This window comes from Tissierella carlieri, assembly GCF_018917285.1.
Classification (GTDB): Bacteria; Bacillota; Clostridia; order Tissierellales; family Tissierellaceae; genus Tissierella; species Tissierella carlieri.
In genome coordinates, this window is record NZ_JAHLOH010000031.1 from 17,362 (window position 1) to 39,027 (window position 21,666).

A 21,666-nucleotide genomic window follows, 5' to 3' on the forward strand; every position below is an offset into this window, starting at 1 on the left:
ATTATCCCTCCAAAACTGTTTCAAAATCAAATTCATTACTGTTAGAATAGTCTTCAATTTCTTCAAGTAATTTAAATAGCATATGAAGATTTTTGAGCTTACTAATATCTACCTTAATAATAAGTCTTTCAATAATAGTCCCATTTTCTTTCTCTTTTGTTTGCTTGCTCTCTGATTTCTCTTTGCTTATCTCCTTCAAATTAACCTTTTTGATTTCATCTTTAGCCGTAATTCCAACATCAGAGAAAGCTTTCTCCGTTACTTCAGTAGGAAGATTTTGAGTTTGTATCATCCCACTGGTTATAGTTTCAAATACTCTTCTCCCTGATAGCGTAAGAGTAGAGAGAGGCCCTTCCTTTGCATCCGAGAATGGCAATAGATTTCTGATTTTAGAAAGTCCACCTTTTACAGCTTCAACCGGAGCTGATATTACACCTTTTATACCTTCAGTAAATGTTGTCAGTATCTTTGAACCTGACTCTCTAAACCATGCTAAACTTCCCGTTATAAAATCCTTGATACCTTGAATACCGGTTGTAAATACTCCTGTGATTCCTGCCCAAAGTCCCTTGAAGAAGTCAACAATTGAACCCCAGTTATTAATTATTAACATTGGAATACCTATAAATGGGAAGAAGGCGGCAATTGCTACTTGCAGCCATACAGGCATACCTGAGAATAAATTTCTTAGCCAGTCAAACCCTGTTTTAATGCCTCCAACAAAACTACTCCAAGCACCTTGAATCCATACAACTACTGAATCCCAATAATTCCATAGAAGGATAATTGCAGCTATTAAGGCCACAATCCCAACTATTACCCACGTTATAGGATTCGCAAGTAAAGCTGTAGTAAAAGACCAAACTGAAGCTATTAATCCCGGCATTGCTTGAAATGCTGTAATAACTGCTTGCTTTGCCATGCTTACCATACTAAGGACAAAATTTTTAATTCCTGACACTGCTATTGACGTAAAATTTTTAATACCTCCAAAACCTGCTTTGAGTGCATCCCCTGCATACATGGCTTGAATCCGTACTGTTGTGAGCATATCCGGAATATTTTTTAGGGAAGACCAAAACCGTCCTGCCATCATTGCCGTTCTTGTAAACACAAGTCCAACTCCTCCAACAACAGCTATAAAAGTTCCCATGACAGCCAATACAATTCCTATTGTCAGCACCACTAACGAGATAATCTTGACAAGCTCTTGATTCTTACTAATCCATCCGCTTATCTTTTCGAGAACCGCCTCACCTCTGCCCATTAGCATATTAATTGTTGGAAGTAGCTGATTTCCTATTTCTTCTTTAACATTTCTGATTCTTTGCTGTAGCCTTATATATCTCTCAGGCTCAGTTTCATTTATTGCATTTGCCATATTTTCAGCTATGGAAGTCCCTTGTGACATTGAGTCATAGAGCATCAATATATTACCTTGGAGGTCTCCAGTTTTATTGTATAGCAAGTCAATCATGGCAACTGCTTCATCAGTTCCAAAGGCCTTTTGAAGCTCCATTTTTTCAGCAGCATCCATTGTGTCTCCAAACTTACCTCGAATCTTCTCCAAGATTTCCGGCATAGATAAAAGCTGATTGTTTACATCTGTAAAACTTAGACCTAATTCTTCTCCTGCTCTTGCAGCCGACCTCAAGAAAGCTCTGTACTTTGTGCCTGATTCACTTCCTGACATAGTTGCTTGCAACATACCAAGGATGGAGAGTTGCTCTTCAAGAGGAACATTTGCACTTGTTGCAGCTCCACCAAGAGTTTGAATTGATTGAGCCATACCCGAACCTGAAGTCTTAAAAGCTCTAATCGAATCCGATATTCCCGCCGAGAACATTTCTGCAAATTCAACGTCAGACAAATCCTTATAAAAACCTTTATAAATTCCATGTGCTGTAGCAAATAACGAGGTCATTTCTCCAATAGATGCCTTTGTCGCTTTAGCTGTCAATCCTGATATTTTCGTATATTCTGCAACTCCCTCATCTGATAAGCTTGCTATTCCTGACTTGATGTCATATGCAGCAGTAATGAAATTGTCTTTTGTAGTCCCTGCCCAAGTATCAGAAAAACTTTTCGCCGAATCTTCAAGGGTTTTAAGGTCTTTCAATCCAAGAGAAGAAAGTTCTCCAAGAGCTCTTCTAGTTTCAAAAGTAGCCTCTACCGGAGCTAGTACCGCATTTGTTATTTGAGCCCCCGTTCCTGCCATTGCAACTCCTATCTTTGTCATATCTCCAAATCCTTGATTAATCTTTTGGATTTTTCCAAGTGAGCTATCAACTGAACTGCTGATTCCTGCCATTGGGCCTGATAAATTGTCAATCATGTTGACAATAACGCTTAATTTAAAAATTGTATCTAAACTCACACTATTTTTTCACCCCCTGTTTTAAAATTCTAATTTGTGGTAAACTAAAAGAAAAAGGAGGTCATTGTCATGGTAGGTATTTTATTTGCTTTTAAAATCATCATCTTTGCCCTTTGTGCCGGAGTTGTAATATCAATCCTTGTCTTTGTCCCTCTAACTCTTTACGTCATCCCTTATTGTCTATGGATAGGGCATCAACAGACAATGGGAAAGCATAAGGACAAGAAGAAAGAAGGAGCTTTTAAAACCGTAAAACACGCAACAATTTTATACAAAAGTTGGATTACAAGAAAAAAACCGACCTTTTAACAAAGAGGCCGGTTTTTTATTCTGAGAATACTTCTGAAATTGCTCTTGCCATTACATTTTTTTCAAGTTGTTGAACGTATCGTGCTTGAGCAAGGGCTCTTGTAAATTCTTCAATATCCATTTCTCCAACAGTTTTCTTTAGAAGTGCTGAAGGTAAATATCTGTATATTTCAAGTGAACCGGCTTCAATGAAATTACTGTTTACCTCCCGGAGTTGCTCTTCTAAAGTAGCTTTAAATTTACGTCTTTAGATAACCCCAACATATGCAACAGTTTTTCTCCTACACTAAGTGCAAGGGCAGGATATTCCTCAAGGTCTGCTTCAAGTTTTTTAGCTTGCTCTTCGATAACATTATCCATCACAAAAGCTTTAAGTGCTTTTGTTGGACTTTGGGATGTACTTTTTACATATCTGTCATAGGATGCTGTCGCTGGCTTTTGGAACAAATACTCAAGCTCAACTGTTGTAGAATCATCTGGCTCAATTGTTACCTTAACACTATACACCTTCTCATATTTACCTTTATAAGTTTCAATATTGTCCTTTCCCTTAGTTGTTCCTAATGTTGTTTTTATTTCTTCCATTTTTCATATCCTCCAATTTGTCAATTATTTTGAGACTAACGGTTGTTAAATAGGTTTTAATCCATCCCTATTAATTCCATTTACTATAATAAAGTCCATATCTACCTTTAAGGATTTATCTCCTTGAGCACCCTTTTGACTTGTCTTTGTAAATGTTATGGTGTTTAATTCATCTGTTTTCGTTTTTTGAGTTTCGTTGGCATAGCTTACAACGATTTTATCTATTACAAGCTTATATAAAGAAACTCCCATTCTCTTACAATATGCAACTAAATCGTCAAAATCATCTTTAAGCAGACTCATTTTTCCCTCTGACTTATAATTTCCTGTACCGTAACCTCTTGGTCTATTACCCTTTCCATATACAGCTTCCTTTTCAAGTTCATCATCATATGAAATCTCTTGAACCTCAAGGTCAAGGCCCGGAAGCTTAACCGATATATCAGCCCAATCATAACTTTTTCCGTTAATTACAGCCATTCTTCTTCCCTCCTTATTGCTGATTTCTAAATGGATTCTCCATTCCAAGGTCAATTTCTATTTCCCTAAAATGACCAATAGGAACAAATCTGATAATGACATTCAATTTTTCATCCGCAAGTATGTCCTGTCCTTCAGGAACAATAATCCTAGCTGAAGAAATTTCTTTGTTTCTTGCCATAGTATCTAATGGAGTCTGAATAAACTTGGCTACTATTTCTAAACTGCCCTGAACATCTGTCATGTCGATACTACTCTGAAGCTCTTTAAGAGCACGCTTTCTCGTCTCTCTCATAATTTTATTTTTAACTCTGACACGTTCAGCATACTTATAATCAGAACCTTCAGGACACATCATCCTTGCATTAGTTACATAAAAACCTTCTATTCCTTCATACTTCCTAAATGTAAGGTAGTTTGTCTCATCAAATACGGCTAGATAATCCTCAATCCCCTTTGGAAGCAGTTCAAGCATTTTATTCTCAGGAATACTGAAGCTTTTTACCTCACCAATTGACTGTTGTACTTTTGATTTTGAGTACAGACCACATACAATACCAGCATTATTTATATCCTTGATAGTACCGTCCATCCTTGTATAAAGAGACCTTGCAGTTACTATTTGAATATCATAGTTTTGAAGACCTTTTCTTTCGTTGACAATATATTGTGCATATTCGTCAAGATTTTCATCTTCTGTAATATTTCTTGCCTCAAGTACAAAAAACAATGGCTTTTTATACAGTTCTGTAAACCTTATTGACTCTGAAGATACTGCTGCCCAAAGAGCCTTTGTTGATTCTCCAACAATGTGAACATACTCATAAGAATAGTTTGAAGTTCTTAACTTATCTATCGCTGTGAGTACATCTTGATTAGTCATTTGTGGGGACTCTGTTTTAATAGTATAGGTATCACCTATTTTAAAAGATTCCTCTTGTTTAATTTCATCTTCAGCGAACTTGAATTTTAATCCAACTGAAGGAATATCTAATTCTCCGTTAATTGCAAGAGTTACTTCTTCAGAGAATGAATATCCTCCATCTACAGAATATCTAAGGACTGCTTGATTGAATCCTCCTGAACCAGTAAACTTTACAATGATTTCATATGCATTATTCGGCTGCCCTTCGACAATACATTTTCCAAGTCCTACCCCAGTCTTTTCGATTTCTCCGACTGTTCCCGGAACTGAAGCCCTAACCGATAAGCAGTAAATCATATTTGAACCATTCTCAACACTATCCATACAAGCATCAGCAAGAGGAGATAATCCAAGCTTTTCTTTGATTTTTTTTGCATCCATATTCCCAGTGATTATGATTGGTACATCTGAGGAAACAGGGGAGACTCCTATTTTAAAATGTATTCCTTCACCTTTGGCAGTATCTACTCCAAGACCACCATCAGTAATTATTGTATTAACGTCTCTTAGCATCTTTTTTCACCTTCTTTCCTCCCATTGGAGACTCTAAAAATTCCTTTAGTGCTCTCTGATACACTTCTTCAGTTACCACTTTCCCTGTTATCCAATTTTCAGCCGCCTTCATTCCTTCAAATATTCTATCCGGTGTATTGTTTTTCTCCTTCAGCTCATCTATCTTGAAAAGCTCAATAGTAGTATTAGTCGTTGCTTTAGTAGCTGACATCATATCCCTCCTTCGCTACTTCAATTTTTTGTTCAAATTCAGGTGTCATATATCCTGTATCTTTATATAAACCACCCTCGAAAGTAATCTTAACTTGAACAGCTATTTTTGCTTTTAGTACACTGTCATTTTCATCAACCCAGTCAGCATCATCAATTTCAATCGCTGTGAAGTTCCCATCAATCATAATCCCTCTGTCCAGCAGGCCAATGAACTTCTCAAAAATGCTTTCGCACTTGATTTCTTCATACTCTCCTATAACCACTACAAAGCTAGTTTTTCGGTCGAAAATTTTAACTCTTTTATGCTTGTCGCCCCCTTGGTCTACATATATAGTTTTTGAGCCGCTTCGAGTAAAACCGTCTCCCTCAAAAAGTACCGCTCCAATATGGCTCTCGTTGGATTGTTCAAGTTTTTTAATACTTGTATAAATCTTTGTTTTTATGCCTGCATCTTTGAGTTTTTGAATTAAGTATTCTTTGCATTGTCCAATCATGTCTATTCCTCCGATATTATATCTTCAAGAGTTCCCTTGATTTCTCTCATGTCCTCTTCAGAAATACCCAAGAAAGGACGGGCAGGGATTTTTATAGTAACTTCTTTTTTATTTTTCCATTCACCATCAACCTTAAATCTTAATCCTTTTGACGTTTTGGCTTTAATTGTACGTTTCTTTTCCCCAAATTGATGAGTTCTTGCATATACTTTATTTGTACCTACTGCAAAACCTGAACTATTAGCAGTGGATTTGATGGAGTTTTTTAAACCTGCTTTATCTGTTAATGTTGTTCCGCCTTCACTAATGGCTCTAATTGATTTTGTCCACGACTTCCCATCAGGGCTCTTTTGTTCCTTGAACCTTTCTCTTGTTGAAGTCCTAAGTGCTTCTGATAACGTAAAGCTTGCCCCTTTAACGTCTATATTTTCCAATTTATTTAGCTTCTTCATAAGTTTTCTTACGTCCCCATCAAGTCTAATGCTATACATAATAATTACATTCCTTTCATACTATCTCTTGAAAATAGCCGACTGCTAGAATTTACAGAGAACCCAGTGTTTGCTCTCTTTATGTTGTCAATTATACCGATATCGACAATGCCTTTTGCCACATTCTCCAAGAATCTAACGGCTGCCTTATATCTGTTGAGGTAGTTCTTTTCTTTTTCTCCTTCATCAATTCCGGCTCTCGAAAAGAGGTTATATACTGCAATATCTTTGCTAAACTTATTTATTACTTTTGGGATAGAGGAGAGAGGCACAGGATACCTTTTCACAAGATATCCATCAATTTCTCCATCTGCATCCCCAATAGCTTCCTCAATAATCGGGATGATTTTAGCTTCTCTAACTGCTTCATCTTCGATATACTCATCACCAATTATCATGTTGAGAGCATCCGATTTTATCATCCCTCTAACTTCTTCAACTGAGCAATAACCCATGTTCTATCATTCCTTTATATTTCTTGACCAGTGCTGCCATAAGCCATCTGCCAAAATCCATATCCACCGTTTGCCCTTGAATGTACACCATATAGATACTGTTTCCTCATGAAAACATTCTCGTCTTTATCATCAATTAAAGTATCAAACTTAGGAGCTTTTCTTTCCTGATAGATAATTGGTTTCAGTGGCTTTGTAGTGCAAAGCAGATACCACGCTGTATCATTTCCAGCAAGCTCAGGAACTACAAGAAGTTCTGCTGTGTCTTTGTAAATATTAGTAGTTCCGTCAATTTGGTCTGCTAATAATATCTTTCTTGCAGTATCCTCAAGAGCAGGAGGGACAACAAGAGTGTCCGGAATAATTCTCAAGCTTTCTCCATTCTCGTCCTTGATTGACATTATGGATTTTCTCGCTTCAGCATAAGACTCGATTGTCAATGCCTTAGTTCCTTTGTTGGAAATAGATTTCTTTCCTATTTTGTGAGTATCTGAGAAGAATGGCTGCCCATCATAGCACTTATTCTCAAACCCATCTAAAAGCAATTTAAAAACAAGCGTATCAGGAAAAGTTGCAGTGCTTTGAGCTATGTCTTGAACAACTGGATTGTAAACTCCAATTTTGTCATCCTCAATATCGTTTCTGTCAACACCAATTGTCAACTCAAAGTCTTTATTCTTAATGGTGTAATCAGAGCCAGTTAAGTTTTGAATCTCTCTGTCTCCAATCCATTCCCTCATTCGAGGAATCTTTCCAAGCCATTTGTAACTTTCTTCTCCGGTTTCAGATGGGACTTTGGTTGCAATCTTGTCCCAGTCAGTTTTTGTCTCGTTAAAGACCTTGTTAAATATAGTCTTAAAACCTGTCGTAATGCCTTGTAATGCTTGCTGATTAACTATCATAGTCTTTTATCCTCCTTTGAATTAAAGTATTTCAACGACTACCTCGCCGTTATCAAGCCTCAATACTTTTCCGGCTATGGATGTGCCCACTGCTAACATGGTTACAGTCTCATCATCCAAAATATAGCAGTCTTTCAATAAATCTGTCGCAGTGATAGGATTAGTCCCATCATTATTGAATTTAAAGACCCCACGCCTAACTCTTACAGATTTAACACCGTTGCCATTACCAACGCCAGTATTGTCAACAAATTCCTCAGCTCTTCCTGCAACCAATAACCCTTCAGCCTTTTTACCCGGTATTGCATAACCTGTTGAGTCAATGACAACCAAAGAGCCTTCATATATCCTTGTATTTGCCTTCATTGGCAATACAAGAGTTTTGCCATCCTGAATCTCAATAGTGTTTCTTCCTGCCGTTAATGTCATGTTATTTCACTTCCTTTCCGTATTTCTCAAGGTCTTCTTTAGAAACACCAAGCATTTTACATACTGACATTGTCGTATCTGAAAGCTTACCGTCATCTTTCTTGATATCATCAAGCTCTATCTCTCCCATAGGAACTGCTTGGGGAGCTTTCTCAACAAACTTCTTAAATCCTTCAGGGTCTTTCAAGGCATATTCTTCAGCCCATTCCTTTTGAGCTGCTGAGATTTTTCCTGCCTTCAGAGCCTTGGTCACAAGTTCCTCCCCATCTTTTTTGTCCAGTCTTTCTTTAAGTCTGTTGAACTCAGTCACTGGAACAAAGTTTGCAGGGTTTTTTAATGCCATGATTGCAGCAGCTACATCTTCGGTTTTTGCATCCTTATTGTCTATCCCAAGAAGTCCGCATATAACTTTATTTGCAACTGTCTCAGTGTTGCCCTCATCTCCTTCAGTTTTGGTTTCTTGTTTCTTGGCTTCATCTTTGAGTTTCTCAACTTCTCCAACAGTTGTTTTAATAGCCTGTATTATTTGCTCCTCAGTTGCATCTTCAGGAAGACCTAGAATAGCAGCTAACTTTTTTAAATCCATATTTTTTCCTCCTTCTTCAAATTCATCAATATTTATTGAGTTTACTATTGCAAACATTCCATCTATTGCCGGTGTATTTGTTAGTGCTGCTGAGTGGAGGACAACTGCTTTTTGGTCACTTTTTCTTACAAGGACAACAGGCGAGAGATATCTATATTCTTTATTCTTTAGATACTCCTGAGCCTTTGGAGTCCACTCAACCTTTGCTGCAATCGCTCCATCTTGAATAAATAATTCTTTTATCCAACCACCGGCAGGAGCTTGAACATCTTCAAGAGTTTGGTGTTCATAGTCAATTACAACATCAATGCCTCTTTTTTTGAAAGTGTTATTGATACTTTCAAAACTCTCTTCGTCAACAATGAAATTCCCTTTTTGAGACTTAACTGTACCAAGAGGTAAAAGCTTAATTATTTCAGGAACTCCTTGGATTTCAGAAGAGCTTATATTTAATACAAATTTTTTTGCCATACATTCACCACTCTTTGCTTATTCTATTTTCATCAATAACGGCGTTAGCACGCGTTATAACGGGGGAATATTTAAACTTTTGTATAAATACCTTGTTCAATGGGAAAACTATTAAATTAAGCTTTTAAATACGTTCTATTTATCTTTTGATGATTCTCTCTTTTCAAATGCTTTTCTTATTGACTCCGGATAGTCTTTTAAGTCAGGTGTAAAGTCTGCCTTTGCAGAATTGTTCGCAAAATTGGGGTCAGGAAGTATCTGCACAAACTTTCCATCTACCTCAACAGCTATTGGAGTACCTGTTTCAATTGTGAGACCTCTTTCTTTGACTTGTCTTTCTGACAGTGTTTTTACTCCGCATCTACAACGATATCCATTTGGCGGATACCAAGTATCCCAAATAGGGTCGTCAGCTCTGTATACTCTGCCATCCATTGCCAAGTGTGACGGTCTTGTATGTTTGTCATTTACTGCATCATATTGCCAATATGGCCTATATTTTAGAACTTCAGGAGAGGTCATTTGTTTATAATGGCCCACTTGATAAGCAGTTTGAATATTAGTCCTAAATATGTTGTCAGCTTGAAAATTAGTGATACCATCATAACCCTTTTTCTCAAGAAACTCATTCATCTTGTCTTTAAAGTCTTTCATGGTTGTTCCTTCTTCAATTGCCTTTAAGAGTTCCTCATAAAACTTATTAAGTACCTGAGTCTTTGAATATCCTGAAACTGTAAAAGCGAGGGATTTATATTCTTCAGCAAGTTTATAAAATTCGCTTGCTTTTATTGGAATCTTTCCTTTGAAATAGTTCACTGCTTCCTCAAATACAATTTCTTCTTTAGTTAAAAGCTCAAATATGTCTTTCATTTTCTTTCATCCTTCCAAGCATATCAGCATAAAACATTGACTTTTGAAGGAGCTCGTCAAGGTCTTCAACGTCCATCTTCTTATATAGGCTCTCAACAACCTTTTCATCCTCGAGTTGTTTTTTTAACTCCTCAAGACTTTCAGTTCTCTCAAACAACTCCATTACTGGCTCAAAAATCTTGACAAAGATACTTGAGCTTTGAGCGGCTGCCATGTCAGCAAGGCTATCGATTTTTATTTGATACTCCTTGCTAATTTTCTGAAGCTCCTTTTCAGTTTGCTCTTTGTTGCTCATGAGCTTCATGCCATCCTTAAAGGGAATAGGTGTTGCTACTGTAGGTGGAGCTGCTACTTCTTCGCCATCTTCAGGTTTTGGTATGCTAAATTTCTTGTATAGGTGAGAAGTTGGTATCTTCAGTCCTATATTACATACAAGTTTTTCGTATATGTCAGCGGTTTCTTTTAAGTCCCCGGCTTCCTCACAATCAAACCTTATATATGGAATTCTCTTGTCTTCTCCAAAATTAAAGAGTACAAGGGGACGAATTAAATCTCTTCTGAGTGTAGCTGCAAGAGCTTTACAATCTGCAATCGTCAGGTCATGTCTTACATCATTGTGAGTTTTTGATTGAGCATAAGAGCCACTTCCTGAATCAGATGTTAAAGTTTGACCAAGCACGGCCTTTGACATCTGTTCATCACAAAAGCGAGCTAAGGATTCATAAACGTTAATTGAAGTTGTCTTTGAGCTCTCTTTGAACTCAATTTCGGTCCCATCCGGTATGATGCCGGCTGCATCTGTCCCTATTTCTACCAAGGCCCTCATGAGAGCTTCTTTGTCTTCTTCGCTTGCTGAAGGATTATATTTTCCAAGCCTTAAAGGCATCCCAAATACTTCACAAAAGCTGACCCAGTCCTTGAGGTCATAATTCTTGAATAAATACATCCAAGCAACTACACGTAGCACTCCTGCTCTTGAAGGATGTCCTGACCTTGCTTTATATCTATGAATGATGAACTTATTTTCAGGAATCTCTACACCAGCAGGTAAGTCCTTAGTGATAACTTTCAAAGAGTCGTTTTCATCCCAAAAGAATTTCTTTTGATGCCTCCATTTAATGTCTTCGATTGTGATTCTGCCTTCGTCATAAGTCCAAAGGATTTCACTCATTGCAATTCCTTTACCTATTGCATCTAGTAAATCCATTAAAATATCTTCAAAGTTTCCAATACTCTCAACCTCTTGCTTTACAAACTCAGCAATCTGCTTGTCAATTTCCTCATCAGAGAACGGGATAACCTCATAATCAAGTCCGGTGACTGCATTTTTTCTCGTCTGAAGTTGAGAAAATAGATGAGGGTCTTTTTCTTCCATTTCCTCAAATAGCTCCATTTGGCTCATAATGTCTCCGGAATCAGCTTCCCTAAATATTTGTGCAAGTCTTATAGGTGTTAGTCCATTGGAGAGATATGTTGAATATTTATCCTGTACCTGAGCAACTGCAATTTCAAATAGTTCAGGCTTTTTATTTGCTACCTTGTTGTTTACTCTATTATTTTTATTTGCCAATAAACTCCCCCCTCTCTAGAAAGCCCCTCTTTTGAATTTCATTGCTCTACTAAGAACTGACTTATAATCAACTTTGGTATTTCCTTTAATTCCAAGTGCAAGCCTTACTGCCATTTCAACACCATCCGGGCCGTCATCATTTTTGCCCATTGGATACTCTTTAAACTGCTGCAATAGGGTCTTATGTTTCTCATTAAATTTTAAATATTTATTTTTGATAAACGGCTGTAAAGACTCAATTCTTACATTCTTGCTTTGTGTACTTTGTATCTCCTCAATAGGGAGATACTCTCCAACCTCAACGCTTTTCTTTACCATGACATCCTTGAAATAGTATTGAAACTGAACCGTCTCAACTCCAAATTTAAAAAATGGTTTTTTCAAGTCACGCTTCATTCTCTTAGACATTTCAATAGCATCATCAATAATTACATCCGGCTTTCTTTTCTCAATGGATGCTTCCACAATGTACATATAGCCAGTTTTCAAACTTTTAGCTAATGCAATAATAGAAGAGGTATCACTTTTTTTGTTTTTCCCTAGAGACGGGTCATTTGAGCCTATAATGATAAACTCAGGGTCAGAGAAGTTGATTGAACTTTCGTCATAAAAATCAAACCATTCCTCATTAAAAGTACATGAATCCGGGTCAATAGGGTCATTTTGAATCTCGCTATTGAAGGAGGCCTCTCCTTCAGATATCTTGATTATCATTAAGTCATAGTAAGATAGTTTTGCCTCCCATAAGACCTCAGTCCCCTCAAGCATTGCTTCTTTATTCACTTCAAAGAACTCAAGTGCATCTTCTTGCCTCAGTTCGTTTTCGAGGTCTGTATATATCGTTTCCCATGCATTCCAAAGCTCATGATTGTCTGAGAAACTGATAACCCCTCTATACTTAACACAATGATATTCAGGATTTTTAAGCACCTTTGAAAGTAAAGAATCATAGTGGAGTATTGTCCCAATGTAGACTATGTCCGTGTATGTGTCCCCGGCTTTTGATACTGCCTTGTAAAACCAGTTTTCAAGCTTTTTCCTTTGCTCCGGTGTATTGACATTCTCATCATTTTCAATATCATCAAGGACTATAAGGTCAGGTCTCCAATTTCTATGTCTTCGTCCACGAATCTTTTTTCCTGAGCCTATGGCTTCAACTTTGATATCTGTTGATGTCAATATGACTCCGGTTTTCCAAACCTTCCCCTTGAGGATTCCAAAATCCTCAATAATATTTCTGTTTTCTTCAAGCTCTGTTTTAATATCTGTCAAGAATCCTTCCGCTTGGTCTGAGCTGTCAGAGAGGATGATTGGATAATGTTTGTATTGGTAGAGTACAGCATGGAGAGTGTCTTTGAAAGTAAAATTTGTTGATTTAGCGTGCCCACGAGGAGCTGCTATACCTCTTCTACAACCTTTATCTCTTGATATCTCTTTGTACTGAGTAATTGGATTCTTACCTTTCATGACTCCTTGAGTCCAAATATCATCCAGTCGCTCATGAAAAGAAGGAGATTCTCGGATGAAGTAATGGGAAAGATAGGCTCTCCCAAAATATTCGAGGTCTATAGCAGCAAGCCTCTTCCTAAGACCTTTTTGTCCCGTCAATTCTACACCGGCTTTGTATTCTTTCAAGAGCTTTTCCCTGACCTCAATATGCTGCTTATTTCTCATTACATAATTTTCAAAGAACTCTTTTTGGCTCTCTGTATTCTCTAATAATTCAACATCTTCTTCCAGTTGCTGAATATAGTCATTTAATTTAATCATCTTGTATCATCTTCTCTTTTGCTCTTTCAAGCACTGATTTTAATTCCTTTGCAAGAGCCGGGTCTGATTTAATCACAGCCATCAGCTCAGTTTCCATTCCCTGAAATGCAAGCTCAACTTTCTTTTTCATGTCATGCTTAACTCTGTCTTTGTAGACTTTTGTTCTGCTTATTGCTGTTATAAGCCTTCCAGCCTTATCAAGAGGCATCTTATCAAATTCCTCTTCAGCAACAGTCAGCTTTTTTACAAGTCCATCCATGAGCATCATGAGTCCTGCATCTGTATAGTCTACATCAGGATTTTTCTTGATGACATTTACAAGGGCTTCTGTCTGTTTCTGTGCCTCTATAAGTCTTTGAGTTGCCCCAGTGGTTCTCATAGCATATCTGCCGACACTACTTTTACTTACTTCATAGCCCTGCTCCTTGACCCAGTCTGCTATCTCCTGATAGGTGTTACTTGTGTCAATTATCATTTCGTCTACACGAGCTCTGATATCTTCCGGAAGAGAGTCAACCTTAGAATTTACTCTCGTTCTCGTTCTTTCCCTTGCCATCAGATATCAACTCCCGGGTCATCAGTCGTTCCTTCGACTAGGTCAACACCATCCTTCGTCAGTTTTATTACCGCATCTTTTCTGTAAGCGTTATAAGCATTTACAGTCTTGTCAGTAAAGCAAATGTACCCAGCCTCTAATAAATAATCTAGGTGTTTTGAAATGTCAGGAGAAACAATCATGCCATCTGCCACAAGTGAGTTAGTAATCTGTCTAAGCAACAAAGAATTTTGGTGTCCCTTAACTAAAGAACGGATGATATAACCTCTTATCGCTTTGTTTTGTTTGATTTCCTGTTCCATGCGTTCGTCCATCATCATTCCCCCTTACTCTTGAACTGTAGTAATTTATCAATTTTGTTGTCTATGTTACCCATCTTTGTATCTACATTATTGAGGGAACGGATGAAATCCTCTCTAAGTACGTAGATAAAAGGCAAATCACTCTTCAGGTCATGAAGTTCATCCTTGATATCTTCGATATCCTTTGAGAGCTTTACCTCAGTTTCTTTAATTTTAAGGTCGTTCTTTTTTATTCCATCTTTGATATCCGCCATTGCACCTTTTATGAAAAAAGCTATTGCTCCAATGGCTAGGGTTGTTATCATCTGCAATATCCAGTTCAGTTCCATCTCCTTACCTCACTATTAACTAAATCGCTGTATCTCAAATACTTGGTCTCTCTCTTTTATAGACACCAGCTTTTCTTCAATGAGGTTTAATATATATGTCTCAATATCACCAAGCATATCTTGTAAAAACTCTTTATATTCTGGCTCAAGAACTCTTAGAATCTCCTCGTATGCTTCCTTAGATAGTTTTTCTAATTCATCTTTTGAGAGTTTACCCTCATTGACTGCTTCCCTAATTGTTCTAGCCGATTGTTGCTCAATCTTGTTTACTGTCAGTTTGGTTACTTCAGCTAATCTATCAAACGCCCTTGAGATTAGCTTTTCTAAATCCTCATTTTCGAGAACTTCGATTTCAACCTTTAGTTTGTCTGATGCTTTCTTGATGTAAGATAATACAAATGCTGCTATTAATGCAATTAACGCAAGTGTTATCCTCATAAGTACCTCAGTTAATACTCCTTGTATTGCTTCCATTTTATCCATTCCTCCTTTTCAAAATAAAAAAATCATAGTATAAGGATTTTCCTTATACTATGATTTTAAGTGTATTTATCAATCTTTTCTCCCAAAACATTTTGGTAAGATATTTATTCAAATATTGAAATTTGCCCATCAAGAGGTTTATATTTTTCCTTTTCTCTTATATCTTTACAAATTTGTAATACTCTGTTTTCTGAAAGATTATACTTTCTTGCAAGCTCTCTTACATTGTACTGATTATATTCAGATTTTATCTTTTCATCTCGTTGAGGTCGTGTTGTGCTTTCTATTTTAGGAAAATATACTCTGCTGCCCCCAAACATCTTAGCAAGCTCAATTACATTTTGTATACCAATTCTATGAACTATATCTGAGTATGGTTCAGGAAGTTCATTTTCTGATATTAGGTTTAAAAGTTCCTCCACTTCCTCACCTCCTATATTACTTTGAGATTAAAATTTTTTCAAGCTTTTTATTTTATCGTCTTTGACAATACTGCAAACATTTCTCCTACGGTCATTGATTTATCCAGCTTATCTTCCCAATAGTCAATTGCTTCTATAACTTTTGAATCTATAAGTTTCTGAAACGCTTCTAATTGCCACTTAGGAATATTTTGTTTCATACCCTCCACTTTTAGCTTATCTGTTTCCCACTTAAATCCTAAAAACTCAATCACACCTTTTGCTATTCCTAAAGCTGCTTTATCAAGGAATATTTCGCTCTTTAACATTGCTTCCTCTTTGGGATTGCATATGAAATTTACTTCGGTAAGAGCTGCCGGCATATTAGTTTCACGAAGAACCGCAAAATTTGCATATTTTACTCCTCTATTTGGAAGTCCTATAGCTTCAACTAAATTACTTTGAATTGCTCTAGCCATTTTTTCGCCCTGTCCTCCTTGAAAGAAAGCAAAAGTTTCAGTCCCCGTTGCTGATTGATTAGTTGCACTATTTATATGGATGCTCAGGAAAAATCTCGCCTTTGCATCATTCGCTATAATTGCCCTTTGTTTTAATTCAACATATCTATCATCAATCCTCGTGTATTCAATATTTACTCCTCTTGATTTTAAGAGATTCCCAGCCTTCAAGGCTAGTTTTAATGTAATTTCCTTTTCCTTGACTCCTGTTGGCCCAATCGCTCCCGGGTCAACTCCACCATGTCCTGCATCAATTATTATATCAATCATTTTGAATCCTCCTTTTTGTTATGAAAATTATCTAATATTTGCCTTACAGACTCAATGAGATGCTCTTTATCCATTTTGGTATATCCTTCAACTTTGTTTTTCTTGCAAGTTTTTCTTAGGTGTGTAATGGGTCAATCTTCAAGTCTTGGCATTTTGATTGTCACTGCTTCACCTTTGATTATGTGAGAGCTTTCCTTAATCATTTCTTTCCCTCCTTCGGCTAATTAAGTTTCTAATGATGTTTTTGAATTTATTTTTATCGACTAAATGCTTCTTTACTGATAGTGGTCTATCTTCTAAATATACGACCTCTTCTACAAGCTCTAGTTCTTTCATACAATAAATACAAATCTTTTTACTACAACTTTCTATATCTTGCCTATGAGGAACATAGTGTCTTACAGCTATTACTATTTCAGTCCATTTTTTATATTCAACTTCTCTTTCGCATAATTCACAATAGTATTTAGTTACTTCCAAACCCTCCCCCTCCCTATAGGTTTAATATTGGAGCAATTGCCTTTTCGTACAGTTCCCCGATTGTATAATCACTTTTACCTTCAGCTTTGTTTTGCTCCTCGAATCTCTTTATTTCTATTGCAAGTTTCATAACCTTCAAAACTCCAATCTGCTCAGGTGTTATTTTAGTTTCAAATTCTCCACTTGGTATCATACAGCCAAGGGCTCTGGGTAGATAGTACAAAGAACCTTCTTTTTCCCATTCTTCACGGACTTCTTGTGCAAATTTTTTTCGATTAAGCTTTGGTTTTATAGGAGGAAGGATTCCTCTTTCTCTCATTTCCTCTCTAAATTCTTTATTGAGCTGCTTTTCCTTATTATTGAGCTTCTTATATTTCTTTTTAGTTGCTATCGGAACCACCTCCTTTCTTGGAGTTCTCTCTTTCAACCATACTCTTGAGCATTTCTATTAAGTTATTGCATTGTTGTTTATTGAGCCATTCTAATCTTTCAGTATTAAACATCTTTTTTACAAATCCGTTTATTCTCGCATTATTGTTGTTCCACCCGAGCTCCCCAGTGAGTTTATAAATCTTTCTTCTTTGGTCTATCGTAAGTTTGTTTCCCCCAGTATCAGTTCTTCCCGTTTTGCTCTTGCCACTTACTGAGTCTTTAATTTCTAAAAGGGTAAAGCATATCTTGCCAATTTCCTTCTGAGTGAGTTTTCTCATGCTGTCTTTGCCTGTTTCCCTGTAGATAATAGAGTATAGGTCTTCATCACTCATGAGGAGCTCCGGCGACTTTGCAATTCCCCAAATAGTCTTTATAGTAAAATCGGGGGTTGCACGCCCCCGGTTGTAATTGTATCCCATGACACCGCCCCCTTATTTAGTGTCCTTGAACTTTTCTCGTGATGTCTCATACCAAAACACGTCCTCTTTCTTGAGCTTAGCTCCAACTTTAATGATTTCATCCTCGCTATATTTTTTGAGAACTTCTTTATTTACCATTTCAACAACATTGATGCAGTCTGCCATTTTACGAATTTTTAAGCTCTTGACAATTGCTGCAACTTTTTCTTTTGCCTTTGGAATAATAACGGATGTACTCATTCTAAATCCTGTACTCCCAAAGTTTAAAACCTTTGTTTTACCGTCAAGTTCATCTTTATGCTCTGTTACAAATTCTTTGATATCCTTGCCAAGCTTCTCAATTCTATCTTGATGCGGTTTTGCTTCAAGACCTGAAGATATCTTAATACCGTTTATTTGTTTGGTCATTTCTGCCTCGATTTCCTCAATCAAAAACTCCTGCTCTGCAATTTCTCTCAGTGCCTTGTCTACTTCATCCCAATTCTTTAATGTTGGTTGATTTTTGATTCTTACTCTTACCACTTACACCATTCCTTTCTTTATTTTAAACCCCATCACTTTACCGTCATTAACAACAAACTCTATGCCATGCCTTTCATTCAGAACTACTGCATCCTTAATCGGCAAGCTTCCCATGTCCGCAAGTGTTGTTTTTCTTATATAGTTTGATTCTACAAAGGAAGTAATTAAATGAATTGCTTCCTGTTTTGTTTCCCCCACTTCGATTCCATTTATTGCTCTTGTTGCAACCATATCCAAGCTCATTATAGCCTCCATATTTTCTCCCTCCATTTGACAATTATTTTGAGATTACAGCATCATCATGTTACTTGCTTGAGCTATTATTTTCAGAGTGACCGTATCTTGACCGCTTTCATTTAAAATCCTAACGATATTGTTTAATGTCCTATCCAATAGCCTGAAGCATCCTGTTTGGTTGTTGCAAGCTCTTGATACCAATTCGCCCATTGCCTCCGGCTCAATCTTGTATCCTGCAAGGTAGTTCTGAACTTCTTGAGTGTTTAATCCTTTTAAGCAAGCGTAAAAGTCAACTCTGTTCGCAAATCGTGTAAGATAGCTTTTAATCTGAGCCTCCAACTTTGGCTCTCCAGCAATAACCATCCCGACATCCGATTGGTCGAATATCCCTCTCAAGATTTCCATTTTCTTTTGAGTGTACTTGCTTATAAGCTTGTCAGCCTCGTCTATAATGAGTAGGTAGCCATGATTTACATTGAAGAACTCTCTAATTCCGTTGACTCTCTTCCAAATCGTTCCGTAAGTCTGAGGTATGCCGAGACTCCTCTCTATAGCCTCAACCAAGTCACGACTTGACATGGTGTCATCACATTCAATGTAGGCCACCCTTGGCAGCTTTGCATAATATTTCAGAGCGTGTGTCTTGCCAAAGCCTGACTTTCCAACTACTATGCCGAGTCCCATGTCCTCCTGACAAGAATTGCAAACACCTATTACATTTGCAGAGTCTCTGCTCTCAAAGAAGGAATTTCTTTTTGTCAATCTGATTGGAGCGTTTCCAATCTCTTCAGTTGTTTCAGTATCTTCAGTATTGTTCCTCAGATACTCTTCCAGCTTAGCCTCAATTTCAGTTGTGTCGCTGTCATATTTCCCTGATAGAAACCTTGAGACTGTTGTTCTTGAATAACTAATTTCATTCGCTAATTCCGCTTTTGTCTTCTTGTTAATTTCCAAATACTCATTTACTCTCTGAACCAATGGTTTTACTTCACTTGTATAGATAGCCGCTACCGCTTCCATATCTTATCCCTCACTTTTCTAATGTTTTTTAACCGAGTAACCTTAATTTTGAAAGTGCATCCTGAGCCTTCTTGTTGAAGAACTCGTTTTCAACTTCCTGTTTCTGTCTGTTTTTCTTATCTTTGAGCTCTGTTCCAAACTGTTTGTCTTGAGGTAGAGCAATGACCTTGTCATTTTTATTGCCTTTGCCTTTAACCATTAAGTCCATTCCTCCCACCACTTCTGAAGGAGCTCCATTATACTGAGCAACCCTTTCCTCAAATGGGGTAGTGAACTCCTCAAGGCGTTCCTTATCTCTTTTAATCTGTCTCTTTTGCATCTTGATATGTTCTTCAAGTGCCTTTTGTTGTACCCTTGGAGCTATCATCAGGAGCTCTTGAGATACAGCCTCACAAATCTTCTTACCTTCCCTTGTGTAGACATACAGCCTTGTTACATCTTCAGGGTCATACTTGATATCAACCTTTTCTCCGATATAGTCGGTCAGTTCATCCGCTCTGTACTCATATCCAAACTTTCTAATTCCTATGTTATAAACATGAACCCTTTCAGCTTTCATCATAAGGATTGAAGCGTATGACTTAGGAGGAGCAGGCTTGTAATATCTTTCATCTGATTTCATGAATACTTCAATCGGAGTAAGATACTTGTCTTTCTGTCTTTTTAGTCCTCCATGTTCTTCCTTATGGTATCTGTCATGCAGCCACTTCGACCATTCGCTATAGAACTCTTCCATTGTCAGCAACTCTCCACGCTTTAACATATTAGGAACATCTTTCTTAATTTTAGCTGCTGTCTTTGAACCTGTCAGAGTTCCTGTATAGGAAAACATCCATTTTGTAAAGTCTGAGCAGACTGTACCAAAGAACCTCTCAATTTGCCCTTTGCTCCAAGGTTGATATGGTAAACTTCTCATGTCATCCTGAATACCAATACTTCTGTAAAACCCTTCAGTTTCGCTATCAAAGCAAAGTTCTTCATCACTTTTTCTCTGACTTCTCTTTCTTCCTGTCATTGTCTCTGCTGTGTAGTCCTTACCGTTGTCTATCAAGAGCCATTGTGGAACTCCTCCCGGTTCTCCATAGAGCATTTTTAATAAAGACTGTTTCAGTATTTGAGAGTTGGCATTTCTACATACAACATCTCCCATAATCGCTCTACTTCGTGTATCTATCCAAGCCACTAATTTTGGTTTTATCGAAGTTATCTTTCCGTTAGGATGCTGATATGCTACCCAACAATCAAAGGTATGTTCATCCCCTTGTACAAGTCCCATGACCGGAAGAGCCTTAGTATCTCTTGAGCCCTTAACCATGACCTTATTTTTGTATTCTCTTGAACCTTTGGCAGCGAGGAAATGAGCATTTTTCAGTCTCTTTTCCTCCATAAGATAGTTGATATATCTTGTAACTGTTTGATACGAAGGGTATTCCCAGCCTCTTTCCTCTGCAACCTCTTCAAGTTTCATGTACAGCATTTCAACCGTTCCTACATTCTCTGCAAAATGTTTGTCAAACCATACATTTTCTATGTAAGCCCTAACCTCAGCCTCCAAAGAAGGGAATGTATGCTTTTCCTTTGGTTTCCTGCAAAGAGAGAGAACCTTGAAAAAATCATAATTACCACAATCCATCTTCTCCAATTTCATAGCCCAAGCTGACGCCTCAAGATAAGCCTGAGAGTATCTGTACAACGTCCTTTGACTGACGCCCAGCTTGTCTGCAAATTCTTCAGCAAAGGCTGTCCTGTCGTCATCATTGTAATTCAGAAACTCCTGCACCTGCTTAGCCAGTTCAACTGCCTTGTAATATTGAGTTGAAAACTTTTCAATGTACCAATTCAGGTCTATATCTATATACCAAGGGATTTCGCTTTCTGTTCTTTCTTCAATCACAACATCCCTCCCGTCTACATTCTTCTTTTCCTTATATCCTCGTCTTGCTTTTTTCGAGAGAGAGGAGAGCGACACCAAAACCCTGTCTTTTCCTCCGTCTCTTGCTTCTGTTTTAGTTTGATAGTTTTCAGGATTTCTCTTAATCCGTTGAACTAAAGTGTTATACTTAACTCCATCAAGTTCCGCAGCCTCTTCGAGTGTGATAAAAATTTCAGCCAAATTCATTTCCCCCTTTACAAAGTGACATTCGTTCTGTTAATATGGAGGGGATGAAATATTCATCAACGGCTTTTGAAAAGAGTGTCTTCGCTTGCCAGCAGGCACTCTTTTTCTTTCGTCCATTTACCACTCCAAGCCCTCCGA

General features: G+C 37.4%; 29 protein-coding genes. 1 reads left to right on the forward strand and 28 read right to left on the reverse strand.

The annotated features are described in order from the left end of the window. Window position 1: 1 nt before the first annotated feature. On the reverse strand, window positions 2–2,377 hold the full coding sequence (locus KQI38_RS09270) for a phage tail tape measure protein (RefSeq protein WP_216558557.1): 2,376 nt from the start codon (window positions 2,375–2,377) through the stop codon (window positions 2–4). 69 nt (window positions 2,378–2,446) lie between these two features. On the opposite strand from KQI38_RS09270, the gene KQI38_RS09275 reads away from it, so the two are divergent. Next, window positions 2,447–2,686: a hypothetical protein gene (locus tag KQI38_RS09275; RefSeq protein ID WP_216558560.1), complete on the forward strand. Its 240-nt coding sequence runs from the start codon at window positions 2,447–2,449 to the stop codon at window positions 2,684–2,686. A gap of 222 nt (window positions 2,687–2,908) precedes the next feature. On the opposite strand, the gene KQI38_RS09280 is transcribed toward KQI38_RS09275, so the two are convergent. The 27 genes from KQI38_RS09280 to KQI38_RS09410 form a co-directional block, all read right to left on the reverse strand. Continuing rightward, a complete protein-coding gene (locus KQI38_RS09280) occupies window positions 2,909–3,271 on the reverse strand; it encodes a DUF6848 family protein (RefSeq protein ID WP_216558563.1) in 363 nt (120 codons plus the stop codon). Between the two features lie 45 nt (window positions 3,272–3,316). After that, complete coding sequence (locus KQI38_RS09285) at window positions 3,317–3,751, reverse strand: hypothetical protein (RefSeq protein ID WP_216558566.1); 435 nt, start codon at window positions 3,749–3,751, stop codon at window positions 3,317–3,319. Window positions 3,752–3,764: 13 nt separating this feature from the next. Further along, window positions 3,765–5,189 carry a DUF2586 domain-containing protein gene (locus tag KQI38_RS09290; RefSeq protein ID WP_216558568.1) on the reverse strand — a complete coding sequence of 475 codons (1,425 nt, stop codon included), beginning with the start codon at window positions 5,187–5,189 and terminating at the stop codon, window positions 3,765–3,767. Then, the gene (locus tag KQI38_RS09295) at window positions 5,173–5,400 is read right to left on the reverse strand and encodes a hypothetical protein (protein WP_216558571.1); all 228 of its coding nucleotides are present in this window, start codon (window positions 5,398–5,400) and stop codon (window positions 5,173–5,175) included. Before KQI38_RS09295 ends, KQI38_RS09290 begins: the two co-directional genes overlap by 17 nt. Continuing rightward, window positions 5,387–5,896, reverse strand: coding sequence for a hypothetical protein (locus KQI38_RS09300; RefSeq protein ID WP_216558574.1), 510 nt, complete (start codon window positions 5,894–5,896; stop codon window positions 5,387–5,389). The genes KQI38_RS09295 and KQI38_RS09300 overlap by 14 nt, the downstream gene beginning before the upstream one ends. A 2-nt stretch (window positions 5,897–5,898) precedes the next feature. Further along, window positions 5,899–6,387 carry a phage virion morphogenesis protein gene (locus KQI38_RS09305; RefSeq protein ID WP_216558577.1) on the reverse strand — a complete coding sequence of 163 codons (489 nt, stop codon included), beginning with the start codon at window positions 6,385–6,387 and terminating at the stop codon, window positions 5,899–5,901. Window positions 6,388–6,392: 5 nt separating this feature from the next. Then, window positions 6,393–6,842 (reverse strand): gp436 family protein, encoded by a 450-nt coding sequence (locus tag KQI38_RS09310; protein ID WP_276515568.1) that lies wholly within the window; start codon window positions 6,840–6,842, stop codon window positions 6,393–6,395. 14 nt (window positions 6,843–6,856) lie between these two features. After that, entirely contained in the window at window positions 6,857–7,744 is an 888-nt protein-coding gene (locus KQI38_RS09315) for a Mu-like prophage major head subunit gpT family protein (RefSeq protein ID WP_216558583.1), read from the reverse strand. 21 nt (window positions 7,745–7,765) lie between these two features. Next, window positions 7,766–8,173, reverse strand: coding sequence for a hypothetical protein (locus KQI38_RS09320; protein WP_216558586.1), 408 nt, complete (start codon window positions 8,171–8,173; stop codon window positions 7,766–7,768). Between the two features lies 1 nt (window position 8,174). Beyond that, entirely contained in the window at window positions 8,175–9,230 is a 1,056-nt protein-coding gene (locus KQI38_RS09325; RefSeq protein WP_216558589.1) for a phage protease, read from the reverse strand. Between the two features lie 135 nt (window positions 9,231–9,365). Then, window positions 9,366–10,100, reverse strand: a complete 735-nt coding sequence (locus tag KQI38_RS09330; RefSeq protein ID WP_216558592.1) for a phage head morphogenesis protein — start codon at window positions 10,098–10,100, stop codon at window positions 9,366–9,368. Beyond that, on the reverse strand, window positions 10,084–11,670 hold the full coding sequence (locus KQI38_RS09335; RefSeq protein WP_216558596.1) for a DUF935 domain-containing protein: 1,587 nt from the start codon (window positions 11,668–11,670) through the stop codon (window positions 10,084–10,086). Before KQI38_RS09335 ends, KQI38_RS09330 begins: the two co-directional genes overlap by 17 nt. 15 nt (window positions 11,671–11,685) lie before the next feature. Further along, window positions 11,686–13,440, reverse strand: coding sequence for a phage terminase large subunit (gene terL, locus KQI38_RS09340; RefSeq protein ID WP_216558598.1), 1,755 nt, complete (start codon window positions 13,438–13,440; stop codon window positions 11,686–11,688). Continuing rightward, the gene (locus KQI38_RS09345) at window positions 13,433–13,996 is read right to left on the reverse strand and encodes a phage protein Gp27 family protein (protein WP_216558600.1); all 564 of its coding nucleotides are present in this window, start codon (window positions 13,994–13,996) and stop codon (window positions 13,433–13,435) included. The genes terL and KQI38_RS09345 overlap by 8 nt, the downstream gene beginning before the upstream one ends. Next, window positions 13,996–14,310, reverse strand: coding sequence for a hypothetical protein (locus tag KQI38_RS09350; protein WP_216558603.1), 315 nt, complete (start codon window positions 14,308–14,310; stop codon window positions 13,996–13,998). The genes KQI38_RS09345 and KQI38_RS09350 overlap by 1 nt, the downstream gene beginning before the upstream one ends. A gap of 2 nt (window positions 14,311–14,312) precedes the next feature. Beyond that, window positions 14,313–14,627 (reverse strand): hypothetical protein, encoded by a 315-nt coding sequence (locus KQI38_RS09355; protein WP_216558605.1) that lies wholly within the window; start codon window positions 14,625–14,627, stop codon window positions 14,313–14,315. A gap of 15 nt (window positions 14,628–14,642) precedes the next feature. Beyond that, entirely contained in the window at window positions 14,643–15,101 is a 459-nt protein-coding gene (locus KQI38_RS09360) for a hypothetical protein (RefSeq protein ID WP_216558608.1), read from the reverse strand. A gap of 113 nt (window positions 15,102–15,214) precedes the next feature. Next, window positions 15,215–15,532 (reverse strand): Mor transcription activator family protein, encoded by a 318-nt coding sequence (locus KQI38_RS09365; protein WP_216558611.1) that lies wholly within the window; start codon window positions 15,530–15,532, stop codon window positions 15,215–15,217. Between the two features lie 47 nt (window positions 15,533–15,579). Next, window positions 15,580–16,299 carry an N-acetylmuramoyl-L-alanine amidase family protein gene (locus tag KQI38_RS09370; protein WP_216558614.1) on the reverse strand — a complete coding sequence of 240 codons (720 nt, stop codon included), beginning with the start codon at window positions 16,297–16,299 and terminating at the stop codon, window positions 15,580–15,582. 195 nt (window positions 16,300–16,494) lie between these two features. Then, window positions 16,495–16,779, reverse strand: coding sequence for a hypothetical protein (locus KQI38_RS09375; protein ID WP_216558618.1), 285 nt, complete (start codon window positions 16,777–16,779; stop codon window positions 16,495–16,497). 13 nt (window positions 16,780–16,792) lie between these two features. After that, window positions 16,793–17,206: a hypothetical protein gene (locus KQI38_RS09380; RefSeq protein WP_216558620.1), complete on the reverse strand. Its 414-nt coding sequence runs from the start codon at window positions 17,204–17,206 to the stop codon at window positions 16,793–16,795. After that, window positions 17,160–17,630 (reverse strand): regulatory protein GemA, encoded by a 471-nt coding sequence (locus tag KQI38_RS09385; RefSeq protein WP_216558624.1) that lies wholly within the window; start codon window positions 17,628–17,630, stop codon window positions 17,160–17,162. Before KQI38_RS09385 ends, KQI38_RS09380 begins: the two co-directional genes overlap by 47 nt. 12 nt (window positions 17,631–17,642) lie before the next feature. Further along, a complete protein-coding gene (locus KQI38_RS09390) occupies window positions 17,643–18,152 on the reverse strand; it encodes a host-nuclease inhibitor Gam family protein (protein ID WP_216558627.1) in 510 nt (169 codons plus the stop codon). Further along, window positions 18,153–18,407, reverse strand: coding sequence for a hypothetical protein (locus KQI38_RS09395; protein WP_216558630.1), 255 nt, complete (start codon window positions 18,405–18,407; stop codon window positions 18,153–18,155). It lies immediately after the preceding gene. A 33-nt stretch (window positions 18,408–18,440) separates the two neighbouring features. After that, window positions 18,441–19,409 (reverse strand): AAA family ATPase, encoded by a 969-nt coding sequence (locus KQI38_RS09400; RefSeq protein ID WP_216558633.1) that lies wholly within the window; start codon window positions 19,407–19,409, stop codon window positions 18,441–18,443. A 28-nt stretch (window positions 19,410–19,437) separates the two neighbouring features. Continuing rightward, window positions 19,438–21,522, reverse strand: coding sequence for a Mu transposase C-terminal domain-containing protein (locus KQI38_RS09405; protein WP_216558634.1), 2,085 nt, complete (start codon window positions 21,520–21,522; stop codon window positions 19,438–19,440). Then, window positions 21,515–21,652 (reverse strand): hypothetical protein, encoded by a 138-nt coding sequence (locus KQI38_RS09410; RefSeq protein ID WP_216558637.1) that lies wholly within the window; start codon window positions 21,650–21,652, stop codon window positions 21,515–21,517. Before KQI38_RS09410 ends, KQI38_RS09405 begins: the two co-directional genes overlap by 8 nt. Window positions 21,653–21,666: the final 14 nt, after the last annotated feature.